The 17891-nt window shown below is 61.4% G+C and carries 13 protein-coding genes and 1 riboswitch; of the genes, 3 read left to right on the top strand and 10 right to left on the bottom strand.

Going from position 1 to position 17891, the window contains the following annotated elements; genetic code table 11:
* The 5 genes from GLP52_RS14115 to GLP52_RS14135 are packed head-to-tail and all read right to left on the bottom strand — an operon-like array spanning position 1 to position 6448.
* The gene (locus GLP52_RS14115; RefSeq protein WP_138924967.1) at positions 1–630 is read right to left on the bottom strand and encodes a precorrin-8X methylmutase; all 630 of its coding nucleotides are present in this window, start codon (positions 628–630) and stop codon (positions 1–3) included.
* Positions 631–1773 carry a precorrin-3B synthase gene (gene cobG, locus GLP52_RS14120; protein WP_237271167.1) on the bottom strand — a complete coding sequence of 381 codons (1143 nt, stop codon included), beginning with the start codon at positions 1771–1773 and terminating at the stop codon, positions 631–633.
* Positions 1770–5030: a cobaltochelatase subunit CobN gene (cobN, locus tag GLP52_RS14125; protein WP_237273577.1), complete on the bottom strand. Its 3261-nt coding sequence runs from the start codon at positions 5028–5030 to the stop codon at positions 1770–1772. Before cobN ends, cobG begins: the two co-directional genes overlap by 4 nt.
* 6 nt (positions 5031–5036) lie before the next feature.
* Entirely contained in the window at positions 5037–6071 is a 1035-nt protein-coding gene (gene cobW / locus GLP52_RS14130) for a cobalamin biosynthesis protein CobW (RefSeq protein WP_237271169.1), read from the bottom strand.
* Positions 6068–6448: a DUF1636 family protein gene (locus tag GLP52_RS14135; RefSeq protein WP_093731663.1), complete on the bottom strand. Its 381-nt coding sequence runs from the start codon at positions 6446–6448 to the stop codon at positions 6068–6070. The genes cobW and GLP52_RS14135 overlap by 4 nt, the downstream gene beginning before the upstream one ends.
* 94 nt (positions 6449–6542) lie before the next feature.
* Positions 6543–6760: riboswitch (cobalamin riboswitch) on the bottom strand.
* Positions 6761–6925: 165 nt separating this feature from the next.
* Here GLP52_RS14135 and GLP52_RS14140 point away from each other — a divergent pair.
* Positions 6926–8386: a cobyric acid synthase gene (locus GLP52_RS14140; protein WP_237271170.1), complete on the top strand. Its 1461-nt coding sequence runs from the start codon at positions 6926–6928 to the stop codon at positions 8384–8386.
* 93 nt (positions 8387–8479) lie between these two features.
* Positions 8480–9025: a biotin transporter BioY gene (locus GLP52_RS14145; protein ID WP_237271171.1), complete on the top strand. Its 546-nt coding sequence runs from the start codon at positions 8480–8482 to the stop codon at positions 9023–9025.
* 74 nt (positions 9026–9099) lie between these two features.
* Here the strand turns inward: GLP52_RS14145 and GLP52_RS14150 are convergent, their stop codons facing one another.
* The 5 genes from GLP52_RS14150 to GLP52_RS14170 form a co-directional block, all read right to left on the bottom strand.
* Complete coding sequence (locus tag GLP52_RS14150) at positions 9100–10521, bottom strand: mannose-1-phosphate guanylyltransferase/mannose-6-phosphate isomerase (RefSeq protein WP_237271172.1); 1422 nt, start codon at positions 10519–10521, stop codon at positions 9100–9102.
* Positions 10522–10574: 53 nt separating this feature from the next.
* A complete protein-coding gene (gene fcl / locus GLP52_RS14155) occupies positions 10575–11543 on the bottom strand; it encodes a GDP-L-fucose synthase (RefSeq protein ID WP_237271173.1) in 969 nt (322 codons plus the stop codon).
* A 4-nt stretch (positions 11544–11547) separates the two neighbouring features.
* Positions 11548–12672 (bottom strand): GDP-mannose 4,6-dehydratase, encoded by a 1125-nt coding sequence (gene gmd, locus GLP52_RS14160; RefSeq protein WP_237271174.1) that lies wholly within the window; start codon positions 12670–12672, stop codon positions 11548–11550.
* Between the two features lie 90 nt (positions 12673–12762).
* The gene (locus tag GLP52_RS14165) at positions 12763–14247 is read right to left on the bottom strand and encodes a phosphomannomutase/phosphoglucomutase (RefSeq protein ID WP_237271175.1); all 1485 of its coding nucleotides are present in this window, start codon (positions 14245–14247) and stop codon (positions 12763–12765) included.
* A gap of 217 nt (positions 14248–14464) precedes the next feature.
* Positions 14465–16678 carry an NADP-dependent isocitrate dehydrogenase gene (locus GLP52_RS14170; protein WP_237271176.1) on the bottom strand — a complete coding sequence of 738 codons (2214 nt, stop codon included), beginning with the start codon at positions 16676–16678 and terminating at the stop codon, positions 14465–14467.
* Between the two features lie 516 nt (positions 16679–17194).
* Here GLP52_RS14170 and GLP52_RS14175 point away from each other — a divergent pair.
* The gene (locus GLP52_RS14175) at positions 17195–17866 is read left to right on the top strand and encodes a TetR/AcrR family transcriptional regulator (protein WP_093731671.1); all 672 of its coding nucleotides are present in this window, start codon (positions 17195–17197) and stop codon (positions 17864–17866) included.
* The last annotated feature ends 25 nt before the right edge of the window (positions 17867–17891 follow it).

Here is a 17891-nt window from a genome sequence, read left to right on the forward strand (position 1 = left end):
TTATTCCTTCCACGTGGCCAGCGCGTTCACCGCCGCCACTGTAATCGCAGAACCGCCCAAACGCCCCTGCACAATCATCGACGGCACCGGCAAATCCTGCATCAGCGCGTCTTTCGATTCAGCCGCACCGACAAACCCCACGGGGCAACCGATGATGGCGGCAGGTCGCGGACAGTCGGGGTCTTCGAGCATATTGAGCAGGTGAAACAGCGCCGTCGGCGCGTTGCCGATGGCCACCAAAGCCCCCGCCAGATGCGGCCGCCACAGTTCCAGCGCTGCGGCAGAGCGCGTGTTGCCCATCTGCTGCGCCATGTCCGGCACACGCGGGTCGCGCAGGGTGCAGATGATCTGGTTGTCGGCGGGCAAACGCGTACGTGTGATCCCTTCGGAGACCATATGCGCATCACACAGGATCGGCGCACCGTCTGCCAGCGCCGCCCGCGCAATCTGCGCCATATTTTCAGAAAACTGTACGTGCTTTTCCAGCCCGACCAGACCGGCGGCATGGATCATGCGCACGGCCACACGTTCTTCATCGGGGGTAAAGCGGGCCAGATCGGCCTCGGCGCGGATGGTGGCAAAGCTTTCCAGATAGATCGCGGCACCGTTGGTTTCGTAGGTGTGGGGCACTCAAAGCCTCCTGTCTTGAATTTGGGTCACTGTCAGCGGCGCGCTTTGCGGCAGATCGCCTGCGCGCCCGTGGTGGATAAGGGTGAAATGCCCGTCATGGCTGGCGGTCAGCGTGACGGGGGCAGGGGCGGGATGGGCGCAGCCTTTGGCGCAGCCCGAGATATGGATCGTATCGTCGCTGTCCGGCGACAGATGCGCGGCGATGGCTTGGGCCGCATGGCGTGTGTCCGACAACGCCTGACGGCAGCCGGGGGCGCCGGTACAGACCTGCACACGGCGGCGCGGATCATGGGGGGCGGTGATGAAATCGGGCAGCGGCTCCGTGATCGCGGCCTCTTCGATTAGCACCATACGCCACGGCGTCAGCCGCAGCGGGCCAAGGTCTGCGAGCTGCGCAAAGCTTTCCGCCGTGGTCTGGCCAAACGCAAATCCGACGAGCGTGCCACGTGTCGTCGCACCCGGCACAGGGGCTGTCGCAGCGGGCAGGGGCGGCGTATCAGCCGCCTCGGGTGCGCCTTGCGTGGCGATATGTGCCGCCATGCGCCCGCGCCCGTCGGTCACGCCGCCGGTGTTCAAAAACCATCGCGCCAGCGTCAATGCGGCATCTACTGCCGTATCTACAGTCACTTGCTGGCCCATCTCAGCCCCGTCCGCACGGCAGATCAGACCAGAGGTGCTGCGTTCGATGCGGATATCAGCAGAGGTGTCCATGAGCACAGGTTGATCACCGCAATCGATAGCAAAGCCGAACTTGCTCGGCAGGTCGGGCGCATCCGCAGCAGCAAGTGCCGCGCCAAGTGATTGTGCCACGCGGTGGCTGTCATCACCGGCCTGCCAGAACGGCGTAACGGTGATATTGCGCCGTGCTTCGGCAGCCAGATCAGGATCGACAAGGCCAATCTCGCGCAGCCCGTCAATCAGCGCGACATGGCTATCAGTTGTCACCCCCCGCAGTTGCAGGTTCGCGCGGGCCGACAGATCGATCATGCCGTTGCCATGGGTGCGCGCCAGCGTGGCAACGCGGCGGATTTGATCGGGGTTCAGCCGCCCCATCGGCACACGCAGCCGCACCACGAGCCCGTCCCCCGACATCATCGGCCGCAGCGCACCGGGGCACCAACCAAAGACCTGCGGCGCGCTCATGCGGGGCTTCCCAATTCGGCGAGGACAGAGTTGCGGCGCGATGACCAAAGCCCCGCACGGTGCAACGCATCAAACCGCGCGCGCAACGCGGCAAGCGCCTGCGGATTGGCATCTTGCATAAAGTCGACCAGGTCATCACGCCCCAACGTGGCATCGAACATCAGGTCGAACAGGTGGTCCGGCACAACGCCCGCCAGATGCGCAAAGGCGGCAAGGTGATCCAGCGTCGCCGCGATCTCGGCGGCACCGCGGAAACCATGCGCCATCATGCCGGTGGCCCAATCAGGGTTGGCGGCACGGGCGCGCACGACACGGGCGAGCTCTTCGGTCAGGGTGCGGGCACGAGGCTGGTCAGGGCGGGTGGCGTCCAGATGATACAGCGCGGCAGCACCGCCCTTGCCCAAACGCTGCATCGCGGCGGCAAAGCCTGCTTCATGGGCGGCGTAATCCTCTGCCATCAGCAGATCGGTCTCGGGCAGGTCTTGCAGGTGCACGAAGCTATCGGCCCGCGTCAGCTGCGTCTCAAGCGCGTCGCGGGCATAGGTGATCTCTCCGCGCGCGTCGATCGCGTAGGACGACGCAGCCAGCCAGGCCTCTCCCGCCGCTGCGCGTGCTTCGTCGGAATAGTCATCCATCGCGGCGCCGATCCCCAAGCCATAAGAGCCGGGGCGCGGGCCAAAGACACGGGGGGTCTGGACCAGATATGGGTTGTCGGCAGCGCTTTCGGGACGCTCGGCCAGCTTGGCAATCGCCGCCTCGAACAGCTGCGCCAGACCGGGGAACATATCGCGGAACAGGCCCGACACCCGCAGGGTCACGTCAATGCGCGGACGGTTCAACAGCGCAAGCGGCAGAATATCGAACCCGCTGACGCGGTCGCTGCCGTCATCCCAGCGGGGCGACAGACCGGCCAGATGCAGCGCCATGGCAAATTCCTCGCCCGCGGTGCGGATGGTGGCAGAGCCCCACATGTCCATGACCAACCCCTTGGGCCAGTCGCCGTGATCCTGCAAATGCTTGCGCAGCAGTTCCTCGGCGAGCTTCACCCCTTGGGTATAGGCCGCCCGCGACGGTACAGCACGCGGGTCGGTGGTAAACAGATTGCGCCCCGTGGGCCGCACATCGCTGCGCCCGCGATAGGGCGATCCCGAAGGGCCGGGGGGCACGAACCGCGCAGACAAGGCCGCGATCAGCCCGTCGATCTCGCTCGCGCCATGATCGCCTGCACCAAATACATGCAGCCCGTCACCGTATTGCGTTTCCTTGATGTCGCAGACAAAGCGGTCGATGCGGGTCAACGCCTCTGCCGCGCTGGCACTGGCATCAAGACCTAGGTCCTGCTCTACGCCGCGGCCCTGCGCTTCGGTGCGGATATCAGCGATCAGCCGGTCGCGCCGCGCGGGGTCGAGCCCGTCTGCGGTAGAATATTCGTCGAGCAACCGTTCCAACCGGCCAAAGTCTTCGGGCAGTTTCGACGCCACGAGCGGCGGTGGCATATGCCCCACGGTGACGGCCCCGATGCGGCGCTTGGCCTGCGCGGCCTCGCCGGGATCGTTGACGATGAAAGGATAAATCACCGGCATCGGACCAATCAGCGCCTCGGGCCAACAGACCTCTGACAGGGCGACGGATTTGCCCGGCAGCCATTCCAGCGTGCCATGCGCACCGACATGCACCATCGCATCGGCCTGTTGTTGCAGCCACAGATAGAAGGCGACATAGCCCGTACGCGGCGTGCGGCTCAGATCGTGATAGTCGTCGTCCCGTTCGGCCAAAGTGCCGCGTTCGGGTTGTAGGGCAACCAGCAGCTTGCCACTGCGCAGCGCCGGAAAGCAGAACGCCCCGTCGTGAAACAGCGGATCGTCCTGCGGCGCGCCCCAGCTTTCAGTCAGGTCATCGCGCAGCACCTGCGGCAGCTTGGCGAGGGCGGCTTTGTAACCCTCTAGCGGCCAACGGATGGTTTCGGTGCCCAGACGGCTGGCCACAGTTTGCGTATCGGCCAGCGCATGCGCATCGACGTCATAGCCCTGCACCGCCAACTGCGCTGTCATTTCGCGCAGGGACGCCAACGCATCCAACCCAAGCGCATGGGCCATGTTCCAGTCCTTGCCAGGGTAGGTCGACAGCACGACCCCAATGGACTTTGCCGCATTGTCCTGCACGCGCAGTTGGTGCAAACGCAGCACCCGATCCGCGATGAAATTCACACGCGCTGCATCGGCGCGGTGTGCGAAACGGCTGTATTGCAACGCCTCGTCCCGTTTGCCGGGTTGTTTAAAGCTGACGACGCCGCCAAACAGACGGCCATCCACCTCGGGCAACACGACATGCATCGCCAGATCGGTGGGCGACAGCCCCCGCTCTGATCCCGCCCAATCGCGCCGCCGCGCGGTGGACAGGGCCACCTGCACCACGGGGCAATCGCTTGCCCCCAGAACCGAAGGCTGGTCCGGCCCGCGCTGGGCGGAAAAGGCGGTGGCGTTCACGATCACCGCCGGATCAAGCCGGGCAATCTGCTGCGCGATCCACGGGGCGGTTTCACCCTTTAGGCTGGGCGCGAACAGCCCCACGGCGTCAAAACCGCGGGCCTCGAGCGCCGTGATCAGGGCATCCACAGGGTCGGTATCGGCGGCCGTCAGATAGGACCGGTAGAATGTCACGATGGCGCGCGGCTTGTCAGATGCCTCCGGCGCGGGGATCACGCCTGTGTGGGGCTGGTAAAACCCTGCTTGAGGTACGGTCTTGGCCCCTTTTGCCGGCCCCGCATAAAGCCCTGCGGCCAGCGATAGCTGCGCCAGTGCCGCCTGCGCAGCCACCGCGCCACCTGTATCGCACAGATGTTGCAAGCGTCTTAATGTCGAATGGGGGAGCGTCGACAGCGCGTCGAGCCGTGGGTCGGGTTGGCCGTCCGCAGACAGCACCGCCAGCGCGATCTGCTGTTTGCGCGCCATATCTTGCAAGGTGGCAAGCCCGTAAGGCCAATAGCTTTCGCCCCCGATCAGCCGCACCAAAACCGCCTTGGCCCCCGCAAGGGTCTGTTCGGCATAGGTATCGACCGACAACGGATGTTTCAGCGCCACCAGATTGGCCAGCCGCAAAGACGGCAGCCCGCCGTCGGCCCGATGCCAGCCCGCCGCGAAAGCCCCCAGATCACTGTCTGAAAAGGACAGCACAACCAGATCCGCCGGCGTCTGCCCCAAGTTTTGGGGCAGGTCGCTTTGATCCAGTCCGTGGCTTTCGCGAAAGACGACATGCATGGCAGTTTAGCCCTCTAGCACCGCGCGGATCGCGGCTTCGTTCACGTGATCATGCTCTGCGATCACGACCAGCTGGCTGCGGCGCGGCGTGTCCCCCCAAGGGCGGTCGAACTGGCTGCGTACACGTTCGCCCACGGCCTGCACCAACAGACGCATCGGTTTGTCCTGCACAGCGATATAGCCTTTGACGCGCAGGATTTTCTGTTCGCGCGCCAGCCGCAGCACGGCGGCCTCAAGCGTGGCGACATCGGCGACTTCGCCCATGTCGATCACAACGCTTTCGAAATCGTCATGCTCGTGGTCATCATGCCCGTCGTGGTGACTGGGGCGTGCGTCGATGTCATCCTCGGCGGCGGCTTCGAGCCCCAGTACAACGCGCGGGTCAATCACGCCTTCGGTCATCGGAATGATCGGCAGCTTGCGCGGTGCATGCGCCTCGATCACCTTGCGGGCGGCTTCTACGCCTTCGGGGCCCGCCAGATCGGCCTTGGACAGCAGCACGATATCGGCGCAGGCAATCTGGTCCTCGAACACTTCGGACAGCGGCGTTTCGTGATCCAGGCTGTCATCCGCGTCGCGTTGTGCAGCGATGGCCTCCAGATCGGGGGCGAACTGCCCGCTCGCCACAGCTTCTGCATCGGCAAGGGTGATCACGCCGTCCACGGTGATGCGCGACCGGATTGCGGGCCAGTCAAACGCCTTGAGCAAGGGTTTGGGCAGCGCAAGGCCAGAGGTTTCGATCAGGATGTGATCCGGCGTTTGCGGCAAAGCCATCAACGCCTCGATCGTGGGGATAAAGTCATCGGCCACGGTGCAGCAGATGCAACCGTTCGCCAGCTCGACAATGTTCTCGGCGGGGCAGTTGTCGATCGCGCAGGATTTCAGGATATCGCCATCCACACCGGCGGTGCCGAATTCATTGACCAGCACGGCCAGACGCTTGGAGCCCGCATTCTCCATCAGGTGACGGATAAAGGTGGTTTTGCCGGCACCCAGAAAACCGGTGATCACGGTGACGGGAATTTTGGTAAGGTTGGTCATTCGGTAGGCTCCTGTGGGGGGATGCGGGCGATGGATTGTTTGCGGAAAACCACGGGGCGTTCACGCCAGGGTACCACGCCATCGGTGGTCTGGGCATAGGCGGAAACGCCATTCACGATATCGGACAAATGCGCGTCGGTGTCGAGATCGCCATACACATAGGTCCAGCGCGAGGGGCCACCCGACAGGACCATCGAACAGCCCCGCGAACAGGCCGACAGACATTCGGCACCGCGCAGCTGCACACCGTCAGGCAGGTGCCCCGACAGCGCGTCAAACAGCTGTTGCCCAGGGCGCGGCGCGTCCTCGGAGGTGATCTGACCTGCGCGACAGGTGGTGCAGATGGTGACGGTGACCGGTTGATCCGTGGTGGTCATATCTTGCCTCATACGTCGATGGGCCAAGGGGGATCGCCAGCAGCGAACGACATGCGAACAGCGTTCTAGGCCAGTCGCGAAACACCCCGTTCGCCCGTTACAAACTATGCTGGCAGGTCTCCCGGCTTGCGGATCTAAGGCAGCTTGCCTTGCAACTTTTCACCTTCCCAGCCATCGGGCCAGTGGTTTAAAGGTCTCTCCGGTCACGGTCGCGGGGGCGGCTGCGCTTGGCGCTGACCCAAGGCTGGATCAATGCGTATCGCGTTCCCTCTTCGCCTGTCTGGGACAGGAACCAACATACGCCCTGCATTGGTCATTTGCCCGCCTCTGTCAAGCAGCGGCTGTCATAACGCGGGGGCCAAACCCGCTTTGCGCGGATTTTACCGCGACCGCCCCCCGTGCCGGCGCGTTGCGGATGCTTGACGGGATCACCGCGGACTGACACCAAGGGCTGCACGAAAACCACGAGGTTCCGCCATGCCCACCCGCGCTATCATGATCCAGGGCACCGGATCGAATGTGGGGAAATCCATGCTGGTGGCGGGCCTGTGCCGCGCGGCCACGCGTCGGGGGCTTTCCGTCGCGCCGTTCAAACCGCAGAACATGTCGAACAACGCCGCCGTCACCGACGATGGCGGAGAGATTGGCCGCGCACAGGCCCTGCAAGCGATTGCCTGCGGGCGGTCCCTGACGGTGCATATGAACCCCATCCTGCTGAAACCCGAAACCGACAGCGGGTCGCAGGTGATCGTGCAAGGGCAGCGCCACAGCACCCTGCAAGCGCGTGACTTCAGCAAAGCCCGGGCAGGGCTGATGGCCCCCGTGCTCGAAAGCTTCGGTATCCTCGGACAAAGCGCCGATTTGATTATCGTCGAAGGGGCGGGGAGCCCGGCTGAGGTGAACCTGCGCCAGAACGACCTTGCCAACATGGGCTTTGCCCGCGCCGCAGGCGTGCCCGTCGTGCTGGCCGGCGATATCAACCGTGGCGGCGTCATCGCCCAGATTGTCGGCACCCAAGTGGTGATGGACCCGGAGGACGCGGCGATGATCACCGGCTTTCTGGTCAACAAGTTCCGCGGCGATGTGAGCCTTTTTGACGACGGCTACCGCGAGATTGAACGCCGCACCGGCTGGACCGGTTTTGGCACCCTGCCATGGTTCGCCAATGCCCATCTGCTGCCCGCCGAAGACGCGGTGGACCTGTCGCGTGCCCCATCGGCGGGCGGTTTCCACATCGTCTGCCCGATGCTGTCGCGCATCGCCAATTTCGACGACCTTGACCCGCTCGCGGCAGAGCCGTCGGTGCGCTTGACCATGGTGCCCCCCGGTACGCCGCTGCCCGCCGACGCCGATCTGGTGATCCTGCCGGGCACGAAATCCACCCGCGGCGATCTCGCGTTCCTGCGCGCTCAAGGGTGGGACATCGACCTATATGCTCATGTTCGGCGCGGCGGCGCGGTGCTGGGGATTTGCGGCGGCTACCAAATGCTGGGCCGGTTTATCGAGGACCCTCAGGGCTTTGAGGGACCTGCGGGCCGCGAAGAGGGGCTGGGCCTGCTGGATGTCGAAACCCGTATGGCACCGGACAAGACCCTGACCCGCGTCACCGCAGACCACACCGCGACCGCCACCCAGATCGACGGCTATGAAATCCACATCGGCCAGACCTTGGGGCCCGATTGCACCGCCCCGTTCTCGCGCATCAACGGTGTGCCAGACGGGGCAGGGTCGCGCGACGGCAAGATCAGCGGCACCTATCTGCATGGGCTGTTTACCAATGACGCGTTCCGCAGCGCGTGGTTGCAACAGCTGGGGCTGACTGCGGGTCCGACCTCCTACAGTCAGACCGTCGAAGACACGCTCGATGCGCTGGCCGACCACATGGAAACACATCTGGACGTGTCTGCGCTGCTGGCGAGTGCCGCGCCGGTTGCATAATGTAGGCCTGACCTTTGGTCACGATCACGACGCTTGCTTAATTGCGGGATCGCGGGGATACATGCTGTCAAATTTACGCAAAGGACCTCTCCAATGGAACGTAACCTGACCCTCGTCGCGCTGTTTGCTGCCCTGATTGCAGCGTTTGCGTTGATCCCTAAATTCACGCTGGGCTTTGGCGTGCCGATCACGGCGCAAAGTCTTGGTATCATGCTCTGCGGGACCGTGCTGGGGGCGAAACGCGGCGCGCTGGCGGTATTGCTCTTCTTGCTGCTGGTTGCCCTTGGCCTGCCGCTTCTGGCGGGTGGAAACGGCGGGCTTGGTGCGTTCATGCTGCCGTCGTCGGGCTTTTTGATCGGCTTTCCCGTGGCGGCTTTTGTCACTGGCCTGATCGTTGAAAAATGGTACGGGCCGTCGCTGACACTCGTTGCAGCCGTCGCCTCGGTCATCGGCGGGATCGTTGTGCTTTACATCTTCGGGATCATTGGCCTTTCAATCGCGTTAGACAAATCGTTGCTTGAATCCGCTGCCCTTGTCACCGTGTTCATCCCCGGCGACCTGATCAAAGCAGTGCTAGCAGGCTTTATCACCAGCGGTCTGGCCAAAGCGCGCCCTGCCAGCGTCCTGTCGCGCAGCTGATCTGACGCAGAACCCAAAAAGCGAAAGCGTCCCTAGCCGGGGGCGCTTTTTTCATTTTCGCGATAGACGAAGCCTCAGCCCCGCGCATAGACATCCTCGTAGCGGATAATATCATCCTCGCCAAAATAGCTGCCGGTCTGGACCTCGATCAGTACCATGGGCAGTTTGCCGGGATTTTCCATCCGGTGAACGGACCCGAGCGGAATATAGACCGACTGGTTCTCGCTGATCAGCTTCACCGTCTCGTCCACAGTGACTTTTGCGGTGCCTTCCACCACAATCCAATGTTCCGACCGATGATGGTGGCTTTGCAAGCTGAGCGCGGCACCGGGGTTCACAACGATGCGTTTCACCTGAAACCGTCCGCCGATCACAAGGCTTTCGTACCACCCCCAAGGCCGGTAATCGCGCGGCAACTGCACCGCTTGGCTCGCATCACGTTTCTTCAGGGCATCAACGGCTTCCTTCACCCGCTGCGCCTGCGATTTGTCCGCGACCAGCACCGCATCGCCCATGGCGACGGCGATGATATTGTCCAGCCCGATGCCCACCAGCTGCAACCCGTCGGTTTCGGACCGAAGTAGCGTGTCCGCGCAGTCAATCGCGGTGGCATTGTCAGAACAGACATTCCCCGCCGCGTCCGGCCCGCTTTCCAGCCAGACCGCATCCCAACCGCCCAAGTCGGACCAGCCGGCGGCGAAAGGCATCACCGCCAGGTTATCTGCCTTTTCCATGATTGCATAATCGACAGAGATATCATCGGCTTGGCCCCACGCCTCGGCCTCGAGACGGGTAAACCCCAGATCCGAATCCGCCCCGTTGAGCGCTGCGGTGACGGCGCTGATCAGGTCGGGGGCGTGGGTGTGGTAAGCATCAATTATCGCCTGCGCGGTAAACAGGAAAATGCCCGCGTTCCACAGAAAATTCCCTGCCTCCAGCATCGCGGTCGCGGTCGGGCCGTCCGGCTTTTCGATAAAGCGCGCAAGGGGTTGCGGGGATTTGGCTGTGGCGTCTGCATCCGCGGCAAGCTCAAGATAACCATAGCCCGTTTCGGCCCGCGTGGGCGTTATGCCGAATGTGACCAGATCACCAGCCTGTGCCCGCGGAACGGCCGCCTGCACCGTCTGGGCAAAGGCATCACAATCGGGGATCACATGGTCCGACGGGGCCACCAGCATCAGCGCCTGCGGATCAGTTTGTGCGACGTATAGTGCGGCGGCGAGGATTGCAGGGGCGGTATTGCGCCCGTCAGGTTCAATCAAGATCGCCTGCGCCGTCATCTCGACCTGCGCCAGTTGTTCGGTCACGATGAACCGAAAAGGGTCCCCCGTCACAATGATCGGAGCGGCAAATTCGGGGCCGGACAGGCGACGGGCAGAGATCTGGAACAGACTTTCGTCGCCCATCAGTTTGGCAAACTGCTTGGGGTAGCATTTGCGCGACAGTGGCCAAAGACGTGTGCCCGACCCGCCGCAAAGAAGAATGGCTTGCATCATCGGGGCATTAGATCTGAAAAATTCTAACGAGAGATTAATCAAATGCTTTAGATTTAGTTGCGCAGGCGATCCTGTCGCAAAAACCAATCATACGTCTCCCGCAGCCCGTCTTTCAGATCGGTCCGCGCGCGCCACCCCATGTCCGCCAGACGCGAGACATCCATCAGCTTGCGCATGGTCCCGTCGGGCTTTGACGTATCGAACACCAGCCGCCCTTCAAACCCCGTCACCTCTGCCACCATCTGCGCCAGCGCGGCGATGCTGACATCGCAGCCCGTGCCGACGTTGATATGGCTTTGCATCGGGTGCGTCTGCGCCGCGTAAACGTCACGCGGCAGGTCGAGCACAAACAGCGACGCTTCCGCCATATCGTCCACATGCAGGAACTCCCGCATCGGTTTGCCGCTGCCCCAGATCACGACCTCTGCCACACCGTCGCTCGTGGCCTCGTGGAAACGACGGATCAGGGCGGGCAGGACATGGCTGTTTTGCGGATGAAAATTATCCCCCGGTCCGTATAGATTCGTCGGCATCACACTGCGATAGTCCACGCCATATTGCCGGTTATAACTTTCGCAAAGTTTAATGCCGGCGATCTTGGCAATGGCATAGGGCTCGTTCGTGGGCTCAAGCGTACCGGTCAGCAGCGTATCTTCTGCCATCGGCTGCGTGGCGTCGCGTGGATAGATGCAGGAGCTGCCCAGTTGCAGCAGCTGTTGAACACCAGCGGCATGGGCCTGATGGATCATATTACATTCGATCATCAGGTTTTCGTAAATAAAATCAGCGGGGTAGGTGTCGTTCGCCATGATCCCGCCGACCTTGGCCGCGGCCAGTATCACCACATTAGGCCGCTCAGTCGCCATAAAGTCACGCACCGCCGCTTGATCGGTCAGGTCCAGTTCCGCATGGGTCCGCGTGATCAGCTCAAGCCCTTCGCCAGCGACCTTGCGTGCCTGCAGCTGACGCAGGATCGCACCACCGACCATGCCACGATGCCCTGCGATATAAATCTTTCGCATAGGTCTATCCGTTCTCGAGCGAGATCGGCAGATCCAGCCCGTGCTCTTTCAGCAACGCATGCCGCCGCGCGACCTTGAGGTCATTCGCCACCATCTCCGCGCACATCTGCTGCGCGGTGATCTGCGGCTCCCACCCCAGCTTTTCCTTCGCCTTGGCAGGCGACCCCAGCAGCGTTTCCACTTCGGCGGGGCGGAAATACTGCGGATCAATGCGCATCAGCACATCGCCGGGGCTGACTGCGGGGGCATCATCACCGCGCACTCTGTCGACGATAGCACACTCGTCCACGCCCGCCCCTTCGAACCGCAGGGTAATCCCCAGTTCCGCCGCAGACCACGTAATGAACTGGCGCACGGGATACTGGACGCCGGTAGCGATCACGAAATCTTCTGCCGCGTCCTGTTGCAGCATCATCCACTGCATGCGCACATAATCCTTGGCGTGCCCCCAATCACGCAGCGCGTCGATGTTGCCCATATACAGGCAGTCCTCGAGCCCCTGCGCAATATTGGCCAACCCGCGCGTGATCTTGCGCGTGACAAAGGTTTCGCCACGGCGCGGGGATTCGTGGTTAAATAGGATGCCGTTACAGGCATACATGCCGTAGGCCTCGCGGTAGTTCACCGTGATCCAATAGGCGTACATCTTGGCCACGGCATAGGGGCTGCGCGGGTGAAAGGGGGTTTCCTCCGTCTGTGGTGTCTGTTGCACCAGACCGTACAGCTCAGAAGTTGATGCTTGGTAAAAGCGCGTCGTTTTTTCCAAGCCCAGAAACCGGATTGCCTCAAGCAGCCGCAAGGCACCGTTGGCGTTCACCTCAGTGGTGTATTCAGGGGTCTCAAAGCTCACCGCGACATGGCTTTGCGCGCCAAGATTATAGACCTCGTCCGGCTGCACCTCGCGCATGATCCGCGTTAGGTTTGAACTGTCGGTGAGGTCGCCATAATGCAGGATCAGATCGGGGTCATCCTCGTGAGGGTCTTGATAAATATGATCAATCCGCTGCGTGTTAAGCGATGACGACCGCCGCTTGATCCCGTGCACCTCATACCCTTTGTCCAGCAGCAACTCCGCCAGATAGGACCCGTCTTGACCGGTAATACCGGTGATCACTGCACGTTTTACCATCAGGGCCCCTAAAAGAAAAATGTGCCTGCCTTGGGGGCAGACACATCAACATTTACTCAACTTAAGGGATTCTGGCGAGTCTTGATGCAATCAGAAGGTTTGGTCGTAGTCGCCAACGTCCGGCTCTGTCCGGATCACCGCATCCAGATCGGCAAAGATCGCCCGCAATTCTTCTTCGGATTCAGAGCTTTCGCAGACCACCACAAGGTTCGGCGTGTTCGACGATGCGCGCACCAGTCCCCAGCTGCCATTATCAAGGATCACCCGCGCACCGTTCACGGCCACGACCTCTTTCACGGGGCGGCCACCCAGTTCAGTCACATCTTTCAGCTTGGCGACGATCCGGTCGAGGATGTTGTATTTGTCCTCGTCCGACGCATAGGGCGACATGGTGGGCGTCGAGAACGTATGCGGCAGGGCGCGGCGCAGGTCCGACATCTTCATGTCGGGGTTACGGTCCATCAGCTTGCAGACCTCTACCGCGACGCGCATGCCGCAGTCATAGCCGCGCCCGATGGGTTCAGCCAAGAAATAGTGGCCGGATTTTTCAAACCCCGCCAACGCGCCCAACTGTTTGACCCGCCGTTTCATGTGGCTGTGGCCGGTTTTCCAATAATCCGCCGTCGCGCCATTGGCCTGCAACACGGGGTCAGAGGCATAAAGCCCGGTTGATTTAACATCGGCGACAAAGGTGCTGTTGGGATAGATCGCGGACAGGTCACGCGCCATGATGACGCCCATCTTGTCGGCGAAGATCTCTTCGCCCTCGTCATCCACCACGCCGCAGCGGTCACCGTCGCCGTCAAACCCAAGCGCGAAATCCGCGCCCGAGGCTTTCACGCTGTCGGACATGTCATGCAACATTTCCATCGCTTCGGGGTTCGGGTTGTAATGCGGGAAAGTGTAATCCAGCGTGTTGTGGCTATCGACCACCTCGACCCCCAGACGGCGGAACAGTTCGGGCGCAAAGGCGGCTGCGGTGCCGTTCCCCGTGGCGCAGACGACCTTGAGCTTACGGGTCATTTTGAAGTCGCCCACCAGATCATCCAGATAGGCTTCGCGCACGCCATCGACGAATTCATATTTGCCGCCTTCGCGCTGTTCGCCACGCCCTTCCAGCACGATATCGCGCAGCTCTGCCATCTCGTCAGGGCCGTGGGTCAACGGGCGTTCAAAGCCCATCTTCACGCCCGTCCAGCCATTGGGGTTATGCGAGGCGGTGACCATCGCCACCGCAGGCGCATCCAGATGGAATTGCGCGAAATAGGCCATGGGCGACAGGCAGGGGCCGATATCCTTGACGTGAATACCCGCCTGCATCAGGCCCAAAATCAGCGCATTTTTAATCGATAGGGAATAGTCGCGGTAATCATTGCCGACAGCGATAACGGGCTCGATCCCGCGCTGTTGCATCTGCGTGCCCAGACCAAGGCCAAGCGCGGTGATGCCCGGCAGGTTGATCGCCTCGGGGTACTGCCAGCGCGCGTCATATTCGCGAAAACCGGTGGGGGCGATCATGGGGTCGCGCAAAAATTCCCATGTGTTCGGCGTGACTTTGTTCAACGGCTTGGTCATGAAAATATCCTGATCTATCGGCGTTTAAATATTGCTCTCTTCGATAGAAGGATTGCCCTCAGGGATCAACTGACAGCTTGGGCGCGGGACGGTTATTTGCCGAGTGCGCAGCCGGCTGCCCGACGAACGATCTGCACCGACCAAAAGCGGGCAGACATGAAAACGCCCCGCCCTTCGGTAAAAGGACGGGGCGCAACGGCCTTGAACTAGGTGACCCTTAGCCGATGATGGCGTTCAACGTGGCCGAGGGGCGCATAACCGCTTCGGTCTTGGCGGGGTCGGAATGGAAGTAGCCCCCCAGATCGACCGCTTTGCCCTGAACCTCGGCCAGCTCGGCCATGATCTTGTCCTCATTCGCGGCCAGTTTTTCCGCGATGGGGGCAAAATGTTCGGCCAATGCGGCGTCGTCACTCTGGCTTGCCAGCGCCTGTGCCCAATAGAGGGCAAAGTAATAGTGGCTGGCGCGGTTGTCCGGTTCGCCCACTTTGCGCGATGGCGATTTATTATTGTCCAGAATGCCTTGGGTCGCGGCGTCTACCGCTTTGCCCAAGATGCCCGCTTTGACGTTGTCCTTCTGGTCCGCGAGGAACTTCAGGCTTTCGCCCAACGCACAGAATTCGCCCAGGCTGTCCCACCGCAGATGGTTTTCTTCAACCAGCTGCTGCACGTGCTTGGGGGCGGACCCGCCCGCACCGGTTTCAAACAGGCCACCGCCCTGCATCAGCTTGACGATCGACAGCATCTTGGCCGAGGTGCCCAGTTCCAAAATCGGGAACAGGTCGGTCAGATAGTCGCGCAGCACGTTGCCGGTGATCGCGATCGAAGTCTCGCCCTTGCGGATCGTCTCGAGCGTCTGGCGCGTGGCCTTGGCGGGGGACATGATCTGGAACTTGTCGGCCACGCCCTTGGCTTCAAGGATCGGCTTTACATAGGCGATCAGCTCTGCGTCATGGGCACGGTTCTCGTCCAGCCAGAAGATCGCTTCGCAGCCTTCGGCTTTCTGACGGTCGATGGCCAGCTGTACCCAGTCTTCGATCGGGGCCTTACGGGCAGACGCCGCGCGCCAGATATCATTCGCCTCGACGCTGTGCTCGGAAATCACGTCGCCATTGGCGGCGATCATTTTCACGGTGCCGTCAGCCGGAATTTCAAAGGTGGTGGGGTGCGACCCGTATTCCTCGGCTTTCTGCGCCATCAAACCGATGTTCTGCACAGTGCCCGACGTGGTCGGGTCCAGCGCGCCGGTTTCTTTGAAGTAATTAATGCTTTCTTCATAGACGGGGGCGTATGAATTGTCAGGAATCACGCAGTTGGTGTCGTGTTCCTTATTGTCGGGGCCCCAGCCTTTGCCGCCGGCGCGGATCAGCGCGGGCATGGACGCGTCGATGATTACGTCGGATGGCACGTGCAGATTGGTGATCCCTTTGTCGGAGTTCACCATATACATCGGCGGGCGTGCATCCATCGCGTCTTTGACGGCTTGGGTGATCTCGGCGTTGTCCTTAATACGCTCCATCATGTCGCCGATGCCTGCGTTCGGGTTCACACCCGCCGCCTTCAGCTCGTCACCGTATTTGTCGAACACGGGCTTCAGGTATTCACGCACAGCGTGGCCAAAGATGATCGGGTCCGACACTTTCATCATCGTCGCCTTCATGTGCAACGAAAACAATGTGCCTTCTTTTTGGGTCTCTTCGATCTGCTCGGCCAGGAATTTATCCAGCGCCTTGGCAGACATATACGTGGTGTCGACCACAGTGCCCGCAGGGAAAGAAACGCCGTCCTTCAACACGGTCTCGGACCCGTCAGCGCCGACATGCACGATTTTCGCGGCACCGGCTTGCGCGTCGGTGAGCGTCAGCGATTTCTCGTTCGAAAAGAAATCACCGCCCGACATGGAGGACACTTTGGTTTTGCTGTCCTTGGACCATGTGCCCATCGAGTGGGGGTTCGCCATCGCGTATTTCTTGACCGCATTGGCCGCACGACGGTCAGAGTTACCCTCGCGCAGAACAGGGTTCACAGCAGAGCCCTTGATCGCGTCATAGGCCGCACGGGCTTTCTTTTCCGCGTCGGTGCTTGGGGCTTCGGGATAGTCGGGCAGCGCGTAGCCCTGACCCTGCAGTTCCTTAACCGCGGCAACCAGCTGCGGCACCGACGCCGAAATGTTCGGCAGCTTGATCACATTGGCGTCGGGCGTCTTCACCAGGTCGCCCAGGATCGCCAGATCGTCAGACTGTTTTTGCGCATCGGTCAGCGCGTCGGGGAAGGCCGCGAGAATGCGCCCCGACAAGGAAATATCACGGGTGCCGACAGAAACGCCCGCCGCATCGGCAAAGCTGCGGATGATCGGCAGCAGCGAATAGCTCGCCAGTTCGGGGGCCTCGTCGACCTGTGTGTAAATGATGTCGGGTGTCTGCGTATCAGCCATGGTATCCAGCCTTTCCTAAAGTTTGGTATGCGATAGTACACTTAGTTTGAAATATCCACCTCCACTGCGCTTCCGGGGCGGGGAAAGTACACTGCGCGGCGGCGAAGGGCGCAGGATAACCATCGCGCCCTCACATAGCGCGGAACGGATGAATGCAAAACGAATCACCTCGTGCCCTATACTGTTAATCAAGTTGAAAGTGTTTTCGGTGATACACGTGCAGGTTCGGCGGCTTAGCCTATGCCGTGTCGCTCTGTTCGCTGGTTCAACCATCGGGCGCTGGTTCCCTGTGGTAATAGCTGATTCTTTACAAATTCGGGTCGCAAACACGTTAAGATACCGCTAAGCGCTGCCGAATTCGCTCTTAACGACCTGAAAAGCTGGGACATTGATAGCGTTTGTAAAACAACACGATGCGACCAATAATAAAAGACGCAGGGCATATTCCGATACTGCCAGACTGCGCAGGATGCAGATCAATAGACCATATGACCTGACTGAAGGGGCCGTGCTGTCATGACTGACCGAAGGGAAGACGGGACAAGCAAAGACGGGCGCGTCGCCCGAGGCGAGATTACCCGCGAGCGGGTGCTTGATGCCGCCGAACGTTGCTTTGCCGAACGGGGCTTTGATGCGATCAGCATTCGCCAGATTGCCCGAGAGGCCGACGTGACCCTTGGCGTTGTCGGCTTTCACGGGGGCACGAAACAGGAACTGTTCCTGACCGTTTTGAAACGCCGGGTCGAAACCTTGAATGCGCTGCGTATCTCCAGGCTGTCCGCTTTGAAAGCGACCGAAAGACTGACGCTGGAAACCCTGATCGACGCCTATGTAACGCCCTACCTCGAAATCGCCTCGCGCGGGGATCCACAATGGCGCGCCTATGCGCAATTGGTGGCGCGGATCGTGTCCGACGAACGCTACTATCTCGAAGCCGGCCCGCTGTATGATCGTGTCGCCGCCGTCTACCTCGACGAGATGGAGCGTTTATGCCCCGATGCCGGCCGCGACCAGCTTGCCGCGCTGTTGTCGCTGACCGTGGCCTCGATGGTTTCTATTGTCGCAAGCGGCATCCGCATCGCAGGGTTGGCGCAAAGCGAAGTGCCCGACAGTCCCTTAGCATATCGCGATCTGTTGCTTGATTTTTGTGTGGGTGGCGTTCTGCGGGCGCTTGAGCCAAAGTGCTAGAAAGCTCAACACGATAAAAGGCCCG

The organism is Sulfitobacter sp. M22 (assembly GCF_021736025.1).
Lineage (GTDB): Bacteria > Pseudomonadota > Alphaproteobacteria > Rhodobacterales > Rhodobacteraceae > Sulfitobacter > Sulfitobacter litoralis.

Excerpts from the sequence above, each read along its gene's own strand:
- cobG (WP_237271167.1), bottom strand. The coding sequence starts at position 1,773 with ATGAGCGCGCCGCAGGTCTTTGGTTGGTGCCCCGGTGCGCTGCGGCCG.
- cobN (WP_237273577.1), bottom strand. The coding sequence starts at position 5,030 with ATGCATGTCGTCTTTCGCGAAAGCCACGGACTGGATCAAAGCGACCTG.
- cobW (WP_237271169.1), bottom strand. The coding sequence starts at position 6,071 with ATGACCAACCTTACCAAAATTCCCGTCACCGTGATCACCGGTTTTCTG.
- GLP52_RS14135 (WP_093731663.1), bottom strand. The coding sequence starts at position 6,448 with ATGACCACCACGGATCAACCGGTCACCGTCACCATCTGCACCACCTGT.
- GLP52_RS14140 (WP_237271170.1), top strand. The coding sequence starts at position 6,926 with ATGCCCACCCGCGCTATCATGATCCAGGGCACCGGATCGAATGTGGGG.
- GLP52_RS14145 (WP_237271171.1), top strand. The coding sequence starts at position 8,480 with ATGGAACGTAACCTGACCCTCGTCGCGCTGTTTGCTGCCCTGATTGCA.
- GLP52_RS14150 (WP_237271172.1), bottom strand. The coding sequence starts at position 10,521 with ATGATGCAAGCCATTCTTCTTTGCGGCGGGTCGGGCACACGTCTTTGG.
- fcl (WP_237271173.1), bottom strand. The coding sequence starts at position 11,543 with ATGCGAAAGATTTATATCGCAGGGCATCGTGGCATGGTCGGTGGTGCG.
- gmd (WP_237271174.1), bottom strand. The coding sequence starts at position 12,672 with ATGGTAAAACGTGCAGTGATCACCGGTATTACCGGTCAAGACGGGTCC.
- GLP52_RS14165 (WP_237271175.1), bottom strand. The coding sequence starts at position 14,247 with ATGACCAAGCCGTTGAACAAAGTCACGCCGAACACATGGGAATTTTTG.
- GLP52_RS14170 (WP_237271176.1), bottom strand. The coding sequence starts at position 16,678 with ATGGCTGATACGCAGACACCCGACATCATTTACACACAGGTCGACGAG.
- GLP52_RS14175 (WP_093731671.1), top strand. The coding sequence starts at position 17,195 with ATGACTGACCGAAGGGAAGACGGGACAAGCAAAGACGGGCGCGTCGCC.